General features: G+C 74.3%; 16 protein-coding genes. 7 read left to right on the top strand and 9 right to left on the bottom strand.

The features are described 5' to 3' along the window. The first annotated feature begins 147 nt into the window (after positions 1–147). Positions 148–1,317: a steroid 3-ketoacyl-CoA thiolase gene (locus AC067A_RS09745; RefSeq protein ID WP_478616995.1), complete on the top strand. Its 1,170-nt coding sequence runs from the start codon at positions 148–150 to the stop codon at positions 1,315–1,317. A 120-nt stretch (positions 1,318–1,437) separates the two neighbouring features. On the opposite strand, the gene AC067A_RS09740 is transcribed toward AC067A_RS09745, so the two are convergent. The 8 genes from AC067A_RS09740 to AC067A_RS09705 all read right to left on the bottom strand — a co-directional run bounded on the left by AC067A_RS09740 (position 1,438) and on the right by AC067A_RS09705 (position 10,619). Next, complete coding sequence (locus tag AC067A_RS09740) at positions 1,438–2,529, bottom strand: NAD(P)H-dependent flavin oxidoreductase (RefSeq protein ID WP_478616992.1); 1,092 nt, start codon at positions 2,527–2,529, stop codon at positions 1,438–1,440. Positions 2,530–2,722: 193 nt separating this feature from the next. After that, positions 2,723–3,124, bottom strand: coding sequence for an aggregation-promoting factor C-terminal-like domain-containing protein (locus AC067A_RS09735; RefSeq protein ID WP_478616989.1), 402 nt, complete (start codon positions 3,122–3,124; stop codon positions 2,723–2,725). Between the two features lie 345 nt (positions 3,125–3,469). Then, positions 3,470–4,321: an ECF transporter S component gene (locus AC067A_RS09730; protein WP_478616986.1), complete on the bottom strand. Its 852-nt coding sequence runs from the start codon at positions 4,319–4,321 to the stop codon at positions 3,470–3,472. Continuing rightward, the gene (locus tag AC067A_RS09725) at positions 4,318–6,036 is read right to left on the bottom strand and encodes an ABC transporter ATP-binding protein (RefSeq protein WP_478616983.1); all 1,719 of its coding nucleotides are present in this window, start codon (positions 6,034–6,036) and stop codon (positions 4,318–4,320) included. The genes AC067A_RS09730 and AC067A_RS09725 overlap by 4 nt, the downstream gene beginning before the upstream one ends. Further along, entirely contained in the window at positions 6,033–7,340 is a 1,308-nt protein-coding gene (locus AC067A_RS09720) for an energy-coupling factor transporter transmembrane component T (RefSeq protein ID WP_478616980.1), read from the bottom strand. Before AC067A_RS09720 ends, AC067A_RS09725 begins: the two co-directional genes overlap by 4 nt. Further along, on the bottom strand, positions 7,337–8,068 hold the full coding sequence (locus AC067A_RS09715; RefSeq protein WP_478616977.1) for an SCO2322 family protein: 732 nt from the start codon (positions 8,066–8,068) through the stop codon (positions 7,337–7,339). The genes AC067A_RS09720 and AC067A_RS09715 overlap by 4 nt, the downstream gene beginning before the upstream one ends. Next, positions 8,065–9,315 carry a prenyltransferase/squalene oxidase repeat-containing protein gene (locus AC067A_RS09710; protein ID WP_478616975.1) on the bottom strand — a complete coding sequence of 417 codons (1,251 nt, stop codon included), beginning with the start codon at positions 9,313–9,315 and terminating at the stop codon, positions 8,065–8,067. The genes AC067A_RS09715 and AC067A_RS09710 overlap by 4 nt, the downstream gene beginning before the upstream one ends. Before the next feature lie 266 nt (positions 9,316–9,581). After that, positions 9,582–10,619: an MBL fold metallo-hydrolase gene (locus AC067A_RS09705; protein ID WP_478616972.1), complete on the bottom strand. Its 1,038-nt coding sequence runs from the start codon at positions 10,617–10,619 to the stop codon at positions 9,582–9,584. Between the two features lie 119 nt (positions 10,620–10,738). On the opposite strand from AC067A_RS09705, the gene AC067A_RS09700 reads away from it, so the two are divergent. From AC067A_RS09700 to AC067A_RS09680, 5 genes are all read left to right on the top strand, one after another. Further along, entirely contained in the window at positions 10,739–12,199 is a 1,461-nt protein-coding gene (locus tag AC067A_RS09700; protein ID WP_478616969.1) for an aldehyde dehydrogenase, read from the top strand. Further along, a complete protein-coding gene (locus tag AC067A_RS09695; protein WP_478616966.1) occupies positions 12,199–12,432 on the top strand; it encodes a ferredoxin in 234 nt (77 codons plus the stop codon). The genes AC067A_RS09700 and AC067A_RS09695 overlap by 1 nt, the downstream gene beginning before the upstream one ends. Positions 12,433–12,504: 72 nt before the next feature. After that, a complete protein-coding gene (locus tag AC067A_RS09690) occupies positions 12,505–12,681 on the top strand; it encodes a hypothetical protein (protein ID WP_478616963.1) in 177 nt (58 codons plus the stop codon). An 8-nt stretch (positions 12,682–12,689) separates the two neighbouring features. Further along, positions 12,690–13,238, top strand: coding sequence for a hypothetical protein (locus AC067A_RS09685; RefSeq protein WP_478616961.1), 549 nt, complete (start codon positions 12,690–12,692; stop codon positions 13,236–13,238). Positions 13,239–13,337: 99 nt separating this feature from the next. Continuing rightward, on the top strand, positions 13,338–13,877 hold the full coding sequence (locus AC067A_RS09680) for a hypothetical protein (protein WP_478616958.1): 540 nt from the start codon (positions 13,338–13,340) through the stop codon (positions 13,875–13,877). A gap of 55 nt (positions 13,878–13,932) precedes the next feature. Here the strand turns inward: AC067A_RS09680 and AC067A_RS09675 are convergent, their stop codons facing one another. Continuing rightward, positions 13,933–14,559, bottom strand: a complete 627-nt coding sequence (locus tag AC067A_RS09675) for a TetR family transcriptional regulator (RefSeq protein ID WP_478616955.1) — start codon at positions 14,557–14,559, stop codon at positions 13,933–13,935. A 236-nt stretch (positions 14,560–14,795) separates the two neighbouring features. Between AC067A_RS09675 and AC067A_RS09670 the strand changes: the two genes are divergently transcribed. Then, positions 14,796–16,115 carry a glycosyltransferase family 4 protein gene (locus AC067A_RS09670; RefSeq protein ID WP_478616951.1) on the top strand — a complete coding sequence of 440 codons (1,320 nt, stop codon included), beginning with the start codon at positions 14,796–14,798 and terminating at the stop codon, positions 16,113–16,115. The last annotated feature ends 102 nt before the right edge of the window (positions 16,116–16,217 follow it).

Here is a 16,217-nt window from a genome sequence, read left to right as displayed (position 1 = left end):
GCGGGAACTGTTGCGTCCCGGACCCTTGCGTACCGGCGGTAGCAGTCATAAGACTGCACTCAGAACTAGAACGCGTACTAGTTCCCCCGTGACGCCGACCGACCGGGGTGCCGGGACACCCCGTCCGGTCGAGGAGAGGACGAGCTCATGGCCGCGGAACCCGTCATCGTCGAAGCCGTACGCACCCCCATCGGCAAGCGCGGAGGCGCGCTCGCCAACCTCCACCCCGCCTACCTCCTGGGCGAGACCTACCGGGAACTCCTCGGGCGCACCGGCATCCACGCCGACTGCGTCGAACAGATCGTCGGCGGTACGGTCACCCACGCCGGCGAGCAGTCCATGAACCCGGCGCGCACCGCCTGGCTCACCATGGGCCTGCCCTACGAGACGGCCGCCACCACCGTCGACTGCCAGTGCGGCTCCTCCCAGCAGGCGAGCCACATGGTCGCCAACATGGTCGCGGCCGGCGTCATCGACATCGGGATCAGCTGCGGCGTCGAGGCCATGTCCCGCGTCCCGCTCGGCTCCGGCTCCAAGCACGGCCCCGGCAAGCCGTTCCCCGACGAGTGGAACGTCGACCTGCCCAACCAGTTCGAGGCCGCCGAACGCATCGCCCGCCGCCGCGGCCTCACCCGTGAACGCGTCGACTCGCTCGGCCTCCTCTCCCAGGAGCGCGCCGCGATCGCCTGGTCCGAGGAGCGCTTCAAGCGCGAGACCTTCGCCGTGCAGGTCCCCACCACCGAGGCGGAACAGGCGGCCGGGCAGGGCATGTGGCGGCTCGTCGACCGCGACGAGGGCCTCCGCGACACCACCATGGAGGGCCTCGCCCGGCTCAAGCCGGTCATGCCCGCCGCGATCCACACGGCGGGCAACTCCTCGCAGATCTCCGACGGCGCCTCCGCCGTCATGTGGGCCTCCAAGCGCATGGCCCGCGCCCTCAAGCTCCGCCCCCGCGCCCGGATCGTCGCCCAGGCCCTCGTCGGAGCCGACCCGCACTTCCACCTCGACGGGCCGGTCGACGCGACCCGCGCCGTCCTCGGCAAGGCCGGGATGAGCCTCAAGGACATCGACCTCGTCGAAATCAACGAGGCCTTCGCCTCCGTGGTGCTGAGCTGGGCGCAGGTCTTCGACCAGGACCTGGAGAAGGTCAACGTCAACGGCGGCGCCATCGCCCTCGGCCACCCCGTCGGCGCCACCGGCGCCCGCCTCATCGCCACGGCCCTGCACGAACTGGAGCGGTCGGACAAGGAGTTCGCGCTCATCACGATGTGCGCGGGCGGTGCGCTCGCCACCGGGACGATCATCCAGCGGCTCTGAACGGCCGGCCGCGGGAGCGGGTTCGCCGGGAACCTGCTCCTGCGGGCCGCCCGCCGTGAATCTGCTCTCGCGGACGGTCCGCCGCCGATCTGCTCCCGCGGGCCGCCCGTTCCGGGGCCGTCAGCCGGTGGCCTTGAGCGTCTGTTCCACGAGGGCCGAGAGGTACGCGGCGGCCGAGGGCGACTCCTGGGCGAGCGCGGCGGCCTGGCCGGCCCAGAGGTTCACGTACTCGGGCCGGCCCTGCTCGGCGGCGGCGCGGCGGATCGGCTGCATCAGCGTGTTCTGTACGGGGTACGGGGGCACGTGCTCCTCGTGGGCCGCCATGTCCCGGACGAAGCCGTTCGGGATGCCCCGCGCCGTGCGGCCCGAGAACAGCCGGGTCAGCACGGTCGTGCGGGCCTGCGGGGCGCCGAGGGCCCGGCGGTGGACGTCGCTCGCCCCCGACTCGCGCGCGGCGAGGAAGCCGGTGCCGATCTGGACGGCGTCCGCGCCGAGCGCGAGCGCCGCGGCGACCCCGCGCCCGTCGGCGATCCCGCCCGCCGCGACCACCGGGACGGACACCGCGTCCGCCACCTGCGGTACGAGCGAGAAGGTGCCGACCAGGGACTCCCGCACCGGCCGCAGGAAGGCGCCGCGGTGGCCGCCCGCGTCGCTGCCGGAGGCGACGACCGCGTCCACCCCCGCCCGCTCCAGGGCCACCGCCTCGTCGACCGTGGTCGCCGTGCCGACCAGCACGATCCCGCGCCGCCGGGCCTCCGCGACCAGGCGGCCCGGCGGCGGGCCCATGACCAGGCTGATCACGGGCGGGGCCGCCGCGAGCAGGGCGTCGAGCTGCTCGTCGAAGTCCGGCAGGGCCCGTAGGTCCTCCGCGTCCGGGGCCCGTACGCCCAGCTCCTCGTAGTACGGCCGCAGGCGTTCGACGTGCTCGGCGAGCGCGGCCGCCGGCGGTTCGCGCTCCTCGTCCTCCAGCGGCACCCAGAGGTTCACGGCGAACGGGCGGTCGGTGGCGGCGTGGAGCCGGGCCACCAGCGCGGTGATCTCCTCGGGGGTGTGGATGTGGGCCCCGTACGAGCCGAGGCCGCCGCCCTCGGACACGGTCGCGGCGAGCTCGACGGAGGACAGCCCGCCGCCGAAGGGGCCCTGCACGATCGGCAGCGGCACGCCGACGAGCTCGCCGAACCGGCCGGGGGGAAGGGTGGGGAGCGCTGACACGGACGACCTCCGGAGTCGCGGCGGGAGCGTGGGGTCCGCCGATGCCGGGAATGCTAGACGACCGGTCTACTAAAAATCCACCGACGGAAAGACGAAAGGAAACGGAGGCGGGGGAGGGGGCGCGGAGACGCCGCAGGCCCCGCCCCTCCGAGCGGAGGGCGGGGCCTTGCGGATGCGCTGTGCGGCGGGTCTCTTAGTACCAGCCGTTGGCCTGCCAGAACGCCCAGGCGGCGTTCGGGGAGCCGTAGCGCTCGTTCATGTAGTTCAGGCCCCACTTGATCTGGGTGGCCGGGTTGGTCTTCCAGTCGGCACCGGCCGAGGACATCTTCGAGGCCGGCAGGGCCTGGACCAGGCCGTAGGCGCCGCTGGACGAGTTGGTCGCGGTGTGGTTCCAGTGCGACTCGTGCTCGACGATCTTGCTGAAGGACGCGTACTGCGAGGCGGGGACGATCTCACGAGCGAGCTCCTGCGGGCTGGCGGCCGAAGCCGAGCCCGTCGTGCCGAGCACCGCACCCGACGCGCCCAGCAGCACGGCTGCGGTGGCGGCGAAGGTCTTCTTGCGGGCAACGACACGAGTGGTGAGCGAGCTGATCAACGTATCTACCTAACGTCGGTGACAAGGGCCGCGCCAGGCGATTTCGGCAAGCCGGAACCAGAGCCCGGGAGACCCGGGAACTGGAGGGAACCGGCCGTCCGAGGCGCTGCGGTGAGCACCGGCTGCCTGGCGACGTCCACCAGACAAGCAGGGCCTCCCGGGCCGGGGCAAGGACCCCGTGTACGAGGCGGGTTCGGACGTCAGGGCAAAGTCCCGGGGTAGGGGTGTGGGGCGTTTGCGCAGGTCGTGACCGGGTGTGGGGTGCTTTGTGCGGGTGCCGTCGGTCTACTATTCCGGCTCGTACGTGACGTAGGTCCTGTGGGGCGCCTCACCCGCGGCGGGCCCTCAGAGGCCCCGGAATGTGACCTGGGCCTCGAAGTTCGCCCGCCTCGTGGCCCGCCGCAGCGCCCGGAGCAGCGTGCCGCCGACGGTGAGGGTCAGGACGACCGTGAGGGCGGCGCGGCCGAGGTCCCAGCCGAGCGAGGTGGCCAGCACGTACGCCAGGAACCGGACCAGGTTCTCCGGCAGCGGGGCGCCCGGCTGGAAGGACACCCCCGAGCCCAGGCCCTGGAGCAGGACCCAGCCCTGCAGGTTCATGACCGTGCCGTACGCGAACGCCGCCACGAAGCCGTACACGGAGAGCATCAGCAGCTCGCCCCGGCCCCGGAGGCGCCCCGCGCCCGGCAGCAGACCCGCCCCCATCGTGAACCAGCCCATCGACAGCATCTGGAACGGCATCCACGGCCCCACCCCGCCCGTGAGCAGGGCCGACGCGAACATCGTCACCGCACCCAGGACGAAACCGAACCCCGGGCCCAGGACCCGGCCGCTCAGCACCATCAGGAAGAACATCGGCTCCAGACCGGCCGTCCCCGCGCCCAACGGGCGCAGCGCCGCCCCCACGGCGGCGAGCACCCCCAGCATCGCCACCGCCTTCGCGTCCATCCCGCAGTCCGCGATCGTCGCGACCACCACCGCGACCAGCAGCGGCAGCAGCGCGGCGAACAGCCACGGCGCGTCCCCGGCGTGCGAGGTGACCGCCGAACCGGCGTCCGCGAACAGCGGCCAGCAGAACGCGATGACCCCCACCGCGGACACCAGGACGAGCGCGGTCACGGAACGCGCTCCGAGGCGGACCGGGCGAGCGCCCCCGGGCCGGCTGCCCGCGGCCTCGGACTTCGTCGGCCCCGCGCTCACAGCGCCGCCTCCACCTGTTCGACCGTGAGCCACGGCTGCGGGGCCAGGATCTTCGCGACCTGCGGCGAGAACGCCGGCGACGAGACGACGACCTCGGCCGTCGGACCGTCCGCCACCACCTCGCCGTCCGCGATGACCACCACCCGGTGCGCCAGCTCCGCCGCCAGCTCCACGTCGTGCGTGGCCAGCACGATCGCGTGCCCGCCCGCCGCCAGGCCCCGCAGATGGGCGACGAGGCGCGCCTTGGCCGCGTAGTCCAGGCCGCGGGTGGGCTCGTCGAGCAGGAGCAGCGGCGGGCGGCCGGTCAGCACCACGGCCAGGGCGAGCGCGAGGCGCTGCCCCTCGGAGAGGTCGCGGGGGTGCGTGTCGTCCGCCACCCCCGGCAGCAGCTCCTCCACCAGCGCGCGGCAGGTGCCGGGCTCGGCGTCGGTGTCCGCGTCCGCCGCCGCGCACTCGGCCGCGACGGTGTCCGCGTACAGCAGGTCCCGCGGCTCCTGGGGGACCAGGCCCACGTGGCGGATCAGCTCGCGGGGGGCCGTGGTGTGCGGGGTGCGGCCCGCGACGCGGACGGTGCCGGTGGTGGGGGCGATCATTCCCACGAGGGCGGACAGGAGGGTGGACTTGCCGGCGCCGTTGCGGCCCATCAGGGCGATGGTCTCGCCGGGGGTGACCCGGAGGTCGACGCGGCGGAGGGCTTCCACGCGGCCGCGCCGTACGCCCAGGGCGGCGACCCGGACCAGGGGGTCGGGCTCGGCGGGGCGGGCCGGGGCGGTGCGGCGGCGCCGGAAGAGGGAGAGTCCCCCTCCCCGGCCCCCGGGCCCCCGCGCATCCAGCGCCGGCGGGGCCGTGTCTCGCCGCTCGTCCGACGGGAGGAGCACACGGGGTCCGTCCGGGAGCGCCGCGGGCGCGCGCCCCTCCAGCCGCTCCTTCAGCCCGCCCGACCTCCGCCGCGCGTCGCGCACCGTCAGCGGAAGCGGGTCCCAGCCCGCGAGGCGGCCCAGCGCCACCACCGGAGGGTGCACGGGCGAGACGGCCATGATCTCGGCCGGCGGGCCCATCACGGCCTCGGGGAGCAGGAGGACCTGGTCGGCGTACTGGACGACGCGCTCCAGGCGGTGTTCCGCGAGGAGGACCGTCGTGCCCAGGTCGTGGACGAGGCGCTGGAGGACGGCGAGCACGTCCTCCGCGGCCGACGGGTCGAGCGCGGAGGTGGGTTCGTCGAGGACGAGGACCTTGGGGTGGGGGGTGAGGACGGAGCCGATGGCGACGCGCTGGCGCTGCCCGCCGGAGAGGGTGGCGAGGGGGCGGTCGCGGAGCTCGGCGAGACCCAGGAGGTCGAGGGTCTCCTCGACGCGGCGGCGCATGACGGCCGGGGGGAGACCGAGGGACTCCATGCCGTAGGCGAGCTCGTCCTCGACGGTGTCGGTGACGAAGTGGGCGGACGGGTCCTGGCCGACCGTGCCGACGAGGTCGGCGAGCTCGCGCGGCGGGTGGGTGCGGGTGTCGCGGCCGTCGACGGTGACGCGGCCGGTGAAGGTGCCGCCGGTGAAGTGGGGGACGAGGCCGGAGACGGCGCCGAGGAGGGTGGACTTGCCGACGCCGGAGGGACCGACGAGGAGGACGAGTTCGCCTTCCGGGACGGTGAGGTCCACGTCGCGGAGGGTGGGTTCGGCGGCGTCCTCGTACGTCACGGACACCTTGTCGAAGCGGATCACGTGCTCTCCTTGGGGACGGGCGCGACGAAGGCCGGGAGGAGGCCGACGAGGATCGACGCGGCCGGCCAGAGCGGCAGCTCGGGTGCCTCCAGGGGGACGACGCCGGGGTGCAGGGCGTCGGGCGCGTAGGAGTTCGCCCGGATCATGAGGACCGCGACGGCCACGCCGGAGCCGGAGACCAGCCAGGCGCGGACGTCCCAGCGGTCGGGCCGGTAGCGGGTGCGGAGGGTGCGCCGGCCGCCGAGACGGAGACCGGCCAGGGCGGCGAGGAGTCCGGCGCCGAGGAGCGGGAGCCCGTAGCCGGCGCCTTCCGCGGCGAGAAGCCCGTACGAGCCGGCGCAGACGCCCAGCAGGCCGCCGAGGGTGAGGACGTTCGTGGTGCGGCGGACGGAGGCGGGGACGTGGGCCGTCCGGCCGTAGCCGCGGGCGTCCATGGAGGCCGCGACGGCGATCGACCGCTCCAGCGCGCCTTCGAGGACCGGCAGTCCGATCTGGAGGACGGCCCGCACCCCGCCGGTGGGGCGGCCGCGGAGACGGCGGGCGGTGCGCAGCCGGACGACGTCGGCGACCATGTTCGGCGCGAAGGTCATCGCCACGACCACGGCGACCCCGGCCTCGTAGAGCGCCCCCGGCAGCGACTTGAGCAGGCGCGCCGGGTTGGCCAGGGCGTTCGCGGCGCCCACGCAGATCAGCAGGGTCGCCAGCTTGGCGCCGTCGTACAGCGCGAACACCAGCTGCTCGGCCGTGACCCGGCCGCCGATCCGGACGCCCCGCGCCCACTCGGGCAACGGCACCTCGGGCAGCGTGAACAGGACGTGCGTGCCGGGGATGGGGGAGCCGAGCAGCAGCGAGAAGACCACCCGCAGGGCGACGACGAACAGGCCGAGCTTCACGAACGCGCCGTACGAGCGGGCCCAGGGCGCGTCCGTGCGGCGGGCCGCGACGACGTATCCGGCGACTCCGACGAGCAGGCCGAGGAGGAGCGGGTTGGTGGTGCGGGAGGCGGCGACGGCCAGGCCGAGCGCCCACAGCCACCAGGCCCCGGCGTGCAGGGCGTTCGCCCGGCTCGCCGAGGGCGCCGCGAACCGGGCACCCGGGGCCGACCGGGCCGTGGCGGTGGAGCGGTCCGTGCCGGTGGAGCGGTCCGCGTGAGTGGGTCGGTCCGCGTGAGTGGGTCGGGCCACGCCGGTGGACCGGTCCTTGCCGGTGGACCGGTCCGTGTCGGTGGGCCGGTCCGGGTCGGTGGACCGGTCCGTGTCGGTGGGCCGGTCCGGGGGAGTCGAGCGGGTACGGGCGGGGCTCATCCGCGACGGCGGGCCTTCCAGATCGCCGCGCCGCCGAGGGCCAGCACGGCCGCCCCGCCGGCGAGCACGCCGAAGGACGGACCCCCACCGCCCTGCCCGGGGGCGGCGGCGGGCGCCGGGCCGGTCGGGGCGGCGGACGCCGGAGCCCGCTCGTCGACCTGCTCGCCGCAGCCGCGCGCCGGATACCCGGCGATCCCGCACAGCATGGCCGCGCTGTCGTACCGCAGCGGCTTCGCCACCGCGGCCAGCGCCTCCGCGCCCGTCGCCTCGTCGCGGACCTCCGCACAGCCGACCTCGACCGGCTTCGCCGGCGGGGTCTCGCCGGGCGGAGCGTCCAGCGGTCCGCCGAAGTCGACCACGACCGCGATCCGCTTGCTGCCGTCCTTCTTCTCCACGCCCCCGCAGATCCCCGCGAAGTCGGCGGCGGCCGACGGCCGCGAGGTGTCGCTCGTGCCCTGGCTGAGCGCGAAGCGGAAGCCGATCGCGTCGCCGTCGGCGGGCCGGGCGGTCGCCGGGCCCTGGGTGGCGTACGCCCAGGGCTTCCCGTCCGCGCCCTCCCAGAACGACCAGTAGCGGTACCCGGCGGCCTGCGCCGGGGCGGCCGCGACGACGGTCAGGGTCAGCAGCGCCCCGGCCGCGGCGCCCGCGACCCGGAGGCCCGCGGCGCGTATGCCGACCGCTGTCCGGAACCCCGCGGCGCGGGGTTCCGTCCTGCCGGTCGCGCTCACTTCTTGCGGCCGCTCACGAGGAAGCCGATGCCGACGCCGACGACCATGCCGATGCCGATGATCCACCAGATGTCGAAGCCGGAGTCCTCGTCGTCGCTGGTGGAGGAGGCGGAGGTGTCAGGGGTCTTGGGGGCGGGGCCGGTGGCGTTGAGCTGCTCGACCAGGTCCGCCGTGCCGAACTCGCGCGGGTCGGTGTCCGTGGCGCGGGCGGCCAGGATCAGCTGCGCGTACGCGGCGGGTCCGCTCTCCTTCGCCCAGGCGGCGGAGTTCTTCTCCAGCCACTCCAGGGCGGGCTTGGCCTCCTTGGCGGCGCCGGCCGCGGCGAGGGCGACGACCGCGTCGGCGGTGTTGCCGACGTCCGGCTTCTCGGCCGTGTCGGTGGCGCCCGGCATCGGCGGGGTGGTCAGGTGGCCGGTCTTCGCGAGGGCCTTCGCCAGGTAGGAGGCGCCGTTGAGGGCGGCCCGCTCGGCGGTCGGCTTCGTCAGGTCGGTGCAGGCCGGGGGCTGCTCGGGGGAGGCCTTGGTGGCGGTGATGCCCTTGCCGAGCCCGGCGAGGGTCGCCGCGGCGGTGGCGTCGGCGTTCGCGAGGAGCTTGCCCGCCTGGTCCGGCTGGTACGCGAACGCGCCGGCGCCCTCCTTGTCGGAGCAGGGCAGGGCGAAGGCGAGCAGCGCGTCGTACGGGGTGCGGCCGTCGGCGGAGGCGTACGAGCCGGGCTTCACACCGGTCGCGGCGAGCGCGCCGACGACGATCGAGGTGGAGTTGGCGTCGCTGGCGCCGCCGACGCCGTAACCCCAGCCGCCGTCCTTGTTCTGTACGGTCCGCAGCCAGTCGGTGCCGGCCTTGACGGCCTGGTCGACCTTCTCGGGCGCGGCGGCCTGGCGGCGGACGGCGCCGAGGGCCTGGACGGCGACGGCGGTGGCGTTGGTGTCCCGCATGGTCTTCGCGGCGCAGGGCGTGGCGGCGGACGCGCGGTACGAGGCGAACGAGCCGTCCGCGCACTGCTGGCCGAGCAGCCAGTCCACGGCCTGGTCGGCGGGCTGGTAGCCGGTGGCGCGCTGGGCGAGGAAGGCGAGCGACTGCCGCCAGACGCCGTCGTACGTCGGGTCCTTCGTGCCGTACAGGCCCGCCGGGAGCGCGCCGGCCGAGGGGGTCGGGGAGGGCGCGGCGGCGGCCGGGAGGGCTGCGGCGGTGCCGAGTACGACTGCGGCGGCGGCGAACGCGGCGGCGCCGCGGCGGACGGTGTTCATGGGGCCCTCTCCTGCGGCCGGGCACCGGCACGCCTCAGGGGCACCAGGCTCCGGCTCCGTATTCCTCGACGGTGCCGGCGGTCACGTCCCGGGCGGGGCATTCCGACTCGCCGTCCCCGAGGGGGACGGCATACACGGCTGCGGGTCAGTGCCGGATTCGCACCGGTCTTTCCCCCGTACGGGCATGATGACGACCCGCTCACTCTACCGGCCCGTACGGCCCCGGGCCCGGGGGTGCGAGGCGCCTCACAGCCCCGTGTGACCGGCTACGTCGCGATGTACGCCACCGGGTCCGTGCCGGCGACCGCCTCCGCCCGGCCGAGCTTCACCAGCCGGCGGACGTGGGCCTCGGCCTCGCTGACGGCGATGTTGCGGGAGCCGTGGGGGATCCGGTCCCACGGGCGGTTCCACTCCATCCGCTCGGCGAGCTGCCACGGCGTGAGCGGGGCGGCGAGGAGCCCGAGGAGGCCGGTGAGGCGTTCCTCGTGGTGGTCGAGGAGCTCGCGGACCCGGCCGGCGGCGTCGGCGAAGGCGTACTGGTGGGCGGGGAGGACCTCCGCGACGCCGAGGCGGCCGACGCGTTCGAGGGAGTCGAGGTAGTCGCCGAGGGGATCGGTCGCGGTGGCGTCGTCGGGGTCCTCGTACAGGCCGATGTGGGGCGAGATCCCGGGCAGCAGGTGGTCGCCGGAGAACAGCCGGCCGTGGCCGGGCAGACCGGCGGGGTGCTCCTCCTCCAGGTGGAGGCAGACGTGGCCGGGGGTGTGGCCGGGCGTCCAGACCGCGCGCAGCCGCCGGCCGGCCAGGTCGAGGAGCTCGCCGGGCACGATCTCGCGGTCGGGCAGTGCGGAGCGCAGGCCGGGCAGGGTCCGCATGCGGCCGGAGGCGCGGGCGGCCCGCAGCGGTGCGATGTGGTCCTCGGGGGCGCCCACGGCGGCCAGTTTGCGGGCGAGGTAGTCGAACCACGTGCCCGGCTCGGCCTCGCGGGTCCGGCGGACCACGGCCGTGTCCGCGGCGTGCATGGCGATCCAGGCCCCCGACTCCTCGCGGACCCGCCCGGAGAGCCCGTGGTGGTCGGGGTGGTGGTGGGTGACGACGATCCCGTGGATCTCCCGCACGGAGAGCCCCAGCGCCTCCAGGCCCCCGCCGAGCTCCGCCCACGACGCCGGGTCGTCCCACCCCGTGTCCACCAGCACCGGCCCCCGGTCGGTGTCGAGGACGTGCACCAGGGTGTGCCCGAGCGGATTGTCCGGAATGGGAACCCGCAGCGACCAGACGCCTCCACCGTGCTCGGTCACCTGGGTCATGAGCGTCCTCGTCTCTGTGTGCCGGTACGGCCATTGCCCACCATAACTAGAACTGGTATCAGTTCTGAAGCATCGTCAGGAACTCAGGGGCAATTCCATCTCCTCGGGAGGCAGCGGTCATGACCGAGCTTGTGGAGCACGGAAGGCTGTTCATCGGCGGGGAGTTGACCGAACCGCTCGGCACCGGTGTGATCGAGGTGATCTCGCCGCACACCGAGGAGGTCATCGGACGCGTCCCGCACGCGTCGGAGGGCGATGTCGACCGGGCGGTCGCGGCCGCGCGCCGGGCGTTCGACGAGGGGCCGTGGCCGCGGATGACGGTCGAGGAGCGGATCGCGGTCGTCACGCGGATCAAGGACGCGATCGCCGTGCGGTACGAGGAGATCGGCCGGGTCATCAGCGCGCAGAACGGCTCGCCGTACTCCTGGTCCGTCCTCGCCCAGGCGCTCGGCGCGATGATGGTCTGGGACGCGGCGATCACCGTCGCGCGGGACTTCCCGTACGAGGAGCGGCGCGGCGGGGTGCTCGGGCCGCTGCTCGTACGGCGCGAGCCGGTCGGTGTCGTCGCGGCGGTCATCCCGTGGAACGTGCCGCAGTTCACCGCCGCCGCCAAGCTGGGGCCCGCGCTGCTCGCCGGCTGCACGGTGGTCCTCAAGCCGTCGCCGGAGGCGCCCCTCGACTCGTACCTCCTGGCGGAGATCGCCACCGAGGCCGGACTGCCCGAGGGCGTCCTCAGCATCCTGCCCGCGGACCGCGAGGTCAGCGAGTACCTCGTCGGTCACCCGGGCGTCGACAAGGTCTCCTTCACCGGCTCGGTCGCCGCCGGCCGGCGGGTCATGGAGGTCGCCTCGCGCAACCTCACCCGCGTCACCCTCGAACTCGGCGGGAAGTCGGCCGCCGTGATCCTGCCCGACGCGGACACGGCGACCGCCGTCGCCGGGATCGTCCCGGCCGCCTGGATGAACAACGGCCAGGCGTGTGTGGCCCAGACCCGCATCCTCGCCCCGCGCTCGCGGTACGAGGAGATCTCGGAGGCCTTCGCCGCGGCGGCCGGCGCGCTCGTCGTCGGCGACCCGCTCGACCCGGCCACCCAGGTCGGCCCGCTCGTCGCCGAGCGCCAGCGGCAGCGCTCCCTCGACTACATCGCCATCGGACAGCAGGAGGGCGCCAAGATCCTCGCGGGCGGCGGCCGTCCGGCCGGTCTCGAACGCGGCTGGTACGTCGAACCGACCCTCTTCGGCGGCGTCGACAACTCCATGCGGATCGCTCGCGAGGAGATCTTCGGCCCGGTCATCTGCCTCCTGCCGTACGAGGACGAGGCGGAGGCCCTGCGCATCGCCAACGACTCCGACTTCGGGCTCAGCGGCAGCGTCTGGACCGGCGACGTGGAGCACGGCATCGACTTCGCCCGCCGGGTCCGCACCGGCACCTTCAACGTCAACACCTTCAGCCTCGACATGCTCGGCCCCTTCGGCGGCTACAAGAACTCCGGCCTGGGCCGGGAGTTCGGCCCCGAGGGCTTCGGCGAGTACCTGGAGCACAAGATGATCCACCTGCCCGCCGGCTACGGGGACGCGTGATGGGCGACCGCTGGCGCGTCGAGGTCGACCGGAGCGTCTGCATCGGCTCCGGCCTGTGCGTCAACCACGCCCCGGACGGCTTCCGCCTCGACACCGCCCGCCAGTCCCACCCGCGGGAGCCCGAGGCGGACGCCGGCGAACGCCTCCTCGCGGCCGCCGAGGGGTGCCCGGTGGAAGCCATCCTCATCACCCTCGCGGACGGTGGCGAACCGGTCTATCCCCCCGAGGAGTAGCCGCCCCGGCCCGTGCCACACTGCTCCCTCGATCACGGGGCGCCCAGTCCCGTGACCTGGGAGGGGATCACCGTGTACGGGAAGAGGGGGGCCGCCGCCGCGGTCCTGGCCATGGCGGTGGCCGTCGGCGCCACGGGCTGCGACGGGAACACGAGCGGGGCCGGAACCGGCCAGGGCGAAGTCCAGGCGACGGCGTTCGACAAGGTCTGCGCGAAGAAGGCCGGCCTCGACCAGAACCCGATGGGCTGACCATGCGTATGAGACACATGACGGCGGTCGCCGGTGTGATGGCGGCGGTGCTGTTCGGCGCCGGGTGCGGCGCGGAGGGGTCCGGGGCCGGGGGCTTCGGGCGTGAGGCGGCGCAGGCCGACATCCGCACGGCCGTGGCCGGGGCGGGGCTGCCGAAGTCCGAACTGCCGGAGCCGGGGCAGGTGACGGCCACGGCGACGCCGGCGGACGAGCGGGAGCGGATCGCCCGGCGGGCCGCCGCCTGCACGGCGGCCTGGCAGTACATCGGCCCCGTGGTGGACGGGGCGCGGGCGAAGTTCGACCGGACGGTCGACGCGCTCGTGCGGAAGGGGTGGACGGCCGGGAAGCGGGTCGAGGAGAAGCTCGACGACAAGGGCGGAACCCTGGTCGGCCTCACGCTCAAGAAGAGCGGCTGGTCGCTGTTCGCCCGTCAGAGCAACTCGAAGACGGTGGCGATGGACGTCATCTCCTTCCAGGCGTCCGAGGACGCGTGCATGGACGCGTTCACCGAACGGGAGAGGGACCTGCTGCTCGGGGAGGACCGCGAACGACCCTGACGTGAGGGGCCGTTGCGTCCGGCTGTCGTTCCCACGTGCAAAACTGTGCCCTTGTCAACGGGGGCAAGGGGCCTTCGTGCGTGCGTATTCGGGAGTGTTGTGCGCAAGGCGATGTGGGTGGCCGCGGCCGCCGGTGTGGTGCTGCTGGTCTCGGGTTGCGGCGGCGGGGGCGGCTCGGACAAGGGCGGCTCGGCGTCCGGCGGTTCGTCCTCGGCCGGTTCGTCCGCGACGGGCGGCTCGGGCGGTTCGGGCGACGGGAAGCTGGACGGTGCCGCGGTCACGAAGGAGCTGACGGACGCGGCGACGGGGGCCGGCTTCACGCAGGACGCCTCGGGCGAGCAGATTCCGGCCGAGGCCAAGAACTGCATGGTCAGCTGGACGGCCGACGCCGAGAAGGCGGCGGACCCGGCGAAGTCGTACACGGACACGGTCGCGACCCTGACCAAGGGTGGCTGGAGCGAGGAGCGCAGCTCCGGCGCGGGCGGCTCGGTCATCAAGTCGCTGAAGAAGAGCAGCTGGCAGCTCCAGGCCAGCAACCACTCGGCGGGCCCGCTGAAGCTGGTGATGTTCGTGGCCGTGGACGGCAGCCCGGAGTGCGCGGCGGCCATCGCCGCGAGCAACGCCAAGCCCCAGGGCTGACCCGGCGCCGCCCGCGCCGCCGGCGGCCGGACCGCCGGGGGCGCGGGCGGGCCCCTCAGGCCGTGCCCGGTTCCGGGGCCGTGAGGTCGATGAGCCGGCAGACCGTCTCGATGTCGATCTTCACCTGTGCGATCGAGGCCCGTCCGGACAGCCAGGTGATCAGCGCGGAGTGCCAGGTGTGCTCGATCACCCGGACCGCGGAGAGCTGCGAGGGGGTGGGGTTCTCCGCTCCCATCGCGTCGAGGATGATCGCGGTCGTCAGCCGCGAGACCGTGTCGACCTCGGGGCTCACGCTGCGGTCGGCGAAGGTCAGCGCCCGCACCATCGCGTCGGCCAGCTGGGGTTCCCGCTGGAGCGCGCGGAAGGCCCGCATCAGGGTCTCCGCGACCCGTCCGGCCGGGTCCGAGCCGGCCGGCGGCCGCTTCCGCAGGGTGGAGTGCATGTGCTGGAGCTGGTCCTGCATGGTCGCGACCAGCAGGTGGATCTTGGAGGGGAAGTAGCGGTACAGCGTCCCCAGGGCCACCCCGGCGGCCTCGGCGACCTCCCGCATCTGCACGGCGTCGAAGCCGCCCCGCGCCGCGAGCTGGGCGCTGGCGTTCAGGATGCGGCGCCGGCGCGCCTCCTGGCGTTCCGTGAGGGGCGGCGACGCGGGTCTGTGGTCCGCTCTGCTCTCTGCGGTCATGAGGTCCCGTTCCGTGCGGTGGGGAGCGACAGTAGCGGTGCCGCCGCCGTGGCGCGAATCACCTGTTCCGGCTCTCACGGCGGAGCTACCTGCCGGTAGATTCTGCCTCCTCGAAGGATCAAGAGGGCTGACGAGGCGACGGGCGAGAAGATCCCGGACGATCAAGTCTGTAACTTGTTCTAGATTAGCGCGAGCGGTTACGCTCCGGCGAAACGCACGCTCGAAGGGGGTCGCGCATGACCGCTGAGGCCATAGAGGCAGGCCCCCGACAGGGCGTCACCGCCGCCGGTGACGGACCGTTGCGGATCGCTCTCCTCACGTACAAGGGGAACCCCTTCTGCGGGGGCCAGGGCGTCTACGTCCGGCACCTCTCCCGCGAGCTCGCCCGGCTCGGCCACACCGTCGAGGTCATCGGCTCCCAGCCGTACCCCACCCTCGACGAGGGCGTGCCGCTCACCGAGATCGCCAGCCTCGACCTCTACCGCTCCCCGGACCCCTTCCGGACCCCGAAGCGCGAGGAGTACCGGGACTGGATCGACGGCCTCGAGGTCGCCACCATGTGGACCGGCGGCTTCCCCGAACCGCTCACCTTCTCCCTGCGGGCCCGCCGCATGCTCGCCGCCCGCCGCGGCGACTTCGACGTCGTCCACGACAACCAGACCCTCGGGTACGGGCTCCTCGGCGGCCCCCGGGCCCTCGGCGCGCCGCTCGTCGCCACCATCCACCACCCCATCACCGTCGACCGGCAGCTCGAACTCGACGCCGCCGCCGACTGGAAGCGCCGCGCCTCCGTCCGCCGCTGGTACGCCTTCACCCGCATGCAGAAGCGCGTCGCCCGCCGCATGGAGTCGGTGCTCACCGTCTCCGGCACCTCCCGCCAGGAGATCGTCGAACACCTCGGCGTCCGCGAGGACCGCATCGGGGTCGTCCACATCGGCGCCGACACCACCCTCTGGTCGCCCGACCCGGCCGTCGCCGAGGTCCCCGGCCGGATCGTCACGACCTCCAGCGCCGACGTCCCCCTCAAGGGCCTCATCCACCTCGTCGAGGCGCTCGCCAAGCTCCGCACCGAGAACCCCGACGCCCACCTCGTCGTCGTCGGCAAGCGCGCCGAGGACGGCCCCGTCGCCGCGGCCATCGAGCGGTACGGGCTGGAGGGCGCCGTCGAGTTCGTCAAGGGCATCAGCGACGCCGAGCTCGTCGACCTGGTGCGCTCCGCCCAGGTGTCCTGCGTGCCCTCGCTGTACGAGGGCTTCTCGCTGCCCGCCGCGGAGGCCATGGCCACGGGGACGGCGCTCGTCGCGACGACGGGCGGCGCGATCCCCGAGGTCGCGGGCCCCGACGGCGAGACCTGCCTGGCCGTGCCGCCGGGCGACGCGGGGGCACTGGCGGCCGCGCTCGGGCGGGTGCTGGGCGACCCCGAACTGCGTGTCCGGCTCGGTGCGGCGGGCCGCGCCCGGGTGCTCGCGAGGTTCACCTGGGCCCGTGCGGCGCAAGGCACGGCCGAGCTGTACCGGGAGGCCGTCGCCCGCCAGGGCGCGGGAGTCCGCCGGTGACGGCGCACCGCCGTCGCCGGGCGCGGTCCGGTGGGTGGGTCGTGCCCGCCCGTCCCGCCCCGGCGGAACTGCCCACACCCTTCGTCAACCCCGAAAGCAGGA

The sequence above is a fragment of the Streptomyces sp. NPDC043176 genome (assembly GCF_056436715.1).
The sequence above is the reverse complement of the archived record's forward strand: the minus strand, read 5'-3'. Positions and strand labels throughout refer to the sequence as shown.

Excerpts from the sequence above, each read along its gene's own strand:
- AC067A_RS09745 (WP_478616995.1), top strand. The coding sequence starts at position 148 with ATGGCCGCGGAACCCGTCATCGTCGAAGCCGTACGCACCCCCATCGGC.
- AC067A_RS09720 (WP_478616980.1), bottom strand. The coding sequence starts at position 7,340 with ATGAGCCCCGCCCGTACCCGCTCGACTCCCCCGGACCGGCCCACCGAC.
- AC067A_RS09710 (WP_478616975.1), bottom strand. The coding sequence starts at position 9,315 with ATGAACACCGTCCGCCGCGGCGCCGCCGCGTTCGCCGCCGCCGCAGTC.
- AC067A_RS09705 (WP_478616972.1), bottom strand. The coding sequence starts at position 10,619 with ATGACCCAGGTGACCGAGCACGGTGGAGGCGTCTGGTCGCTGCGGGTT.
- AC067A_RS09700 (WP_478616969.1), top strand. The coding sequence starts at position 10,739 with ATGACCGAGCTTGTGGAGCACGGAAGGCTGTTCATCGGCGGGGAGTTG.
- AC067A_RS09695 (WP_478616966.1), top strand. The coding sequence starts at position 12,199 with ATGGGCGACCGCTGGCGCGTCGAGGTCGACCGGAGCGTCTGCATCGGC.
- AC067A_RS09685 (WP_478616961.1), top strand. The coding sequence starts at position 12,690 with ATGAGACACATGACGGCGGTCGCCGGTGTGATGGCGGCGGTGCTGTTC.
- AC067A_RS09675 (WP_478616955.1), bottom strand. The coding sequence starts at position 14,559 with ATGACCGCAGAGAGCAGAGCGGACCACAGACCCGCGTCGCCGCCCCTC.
- AC067A_RS09670 (WP_478616951.1), top strand. The coding sequence starts at position 14,796 with ATGACCGCTGAGGCCATAGAGGCAGGCCCCCGACAGGGCGTCACCGCC.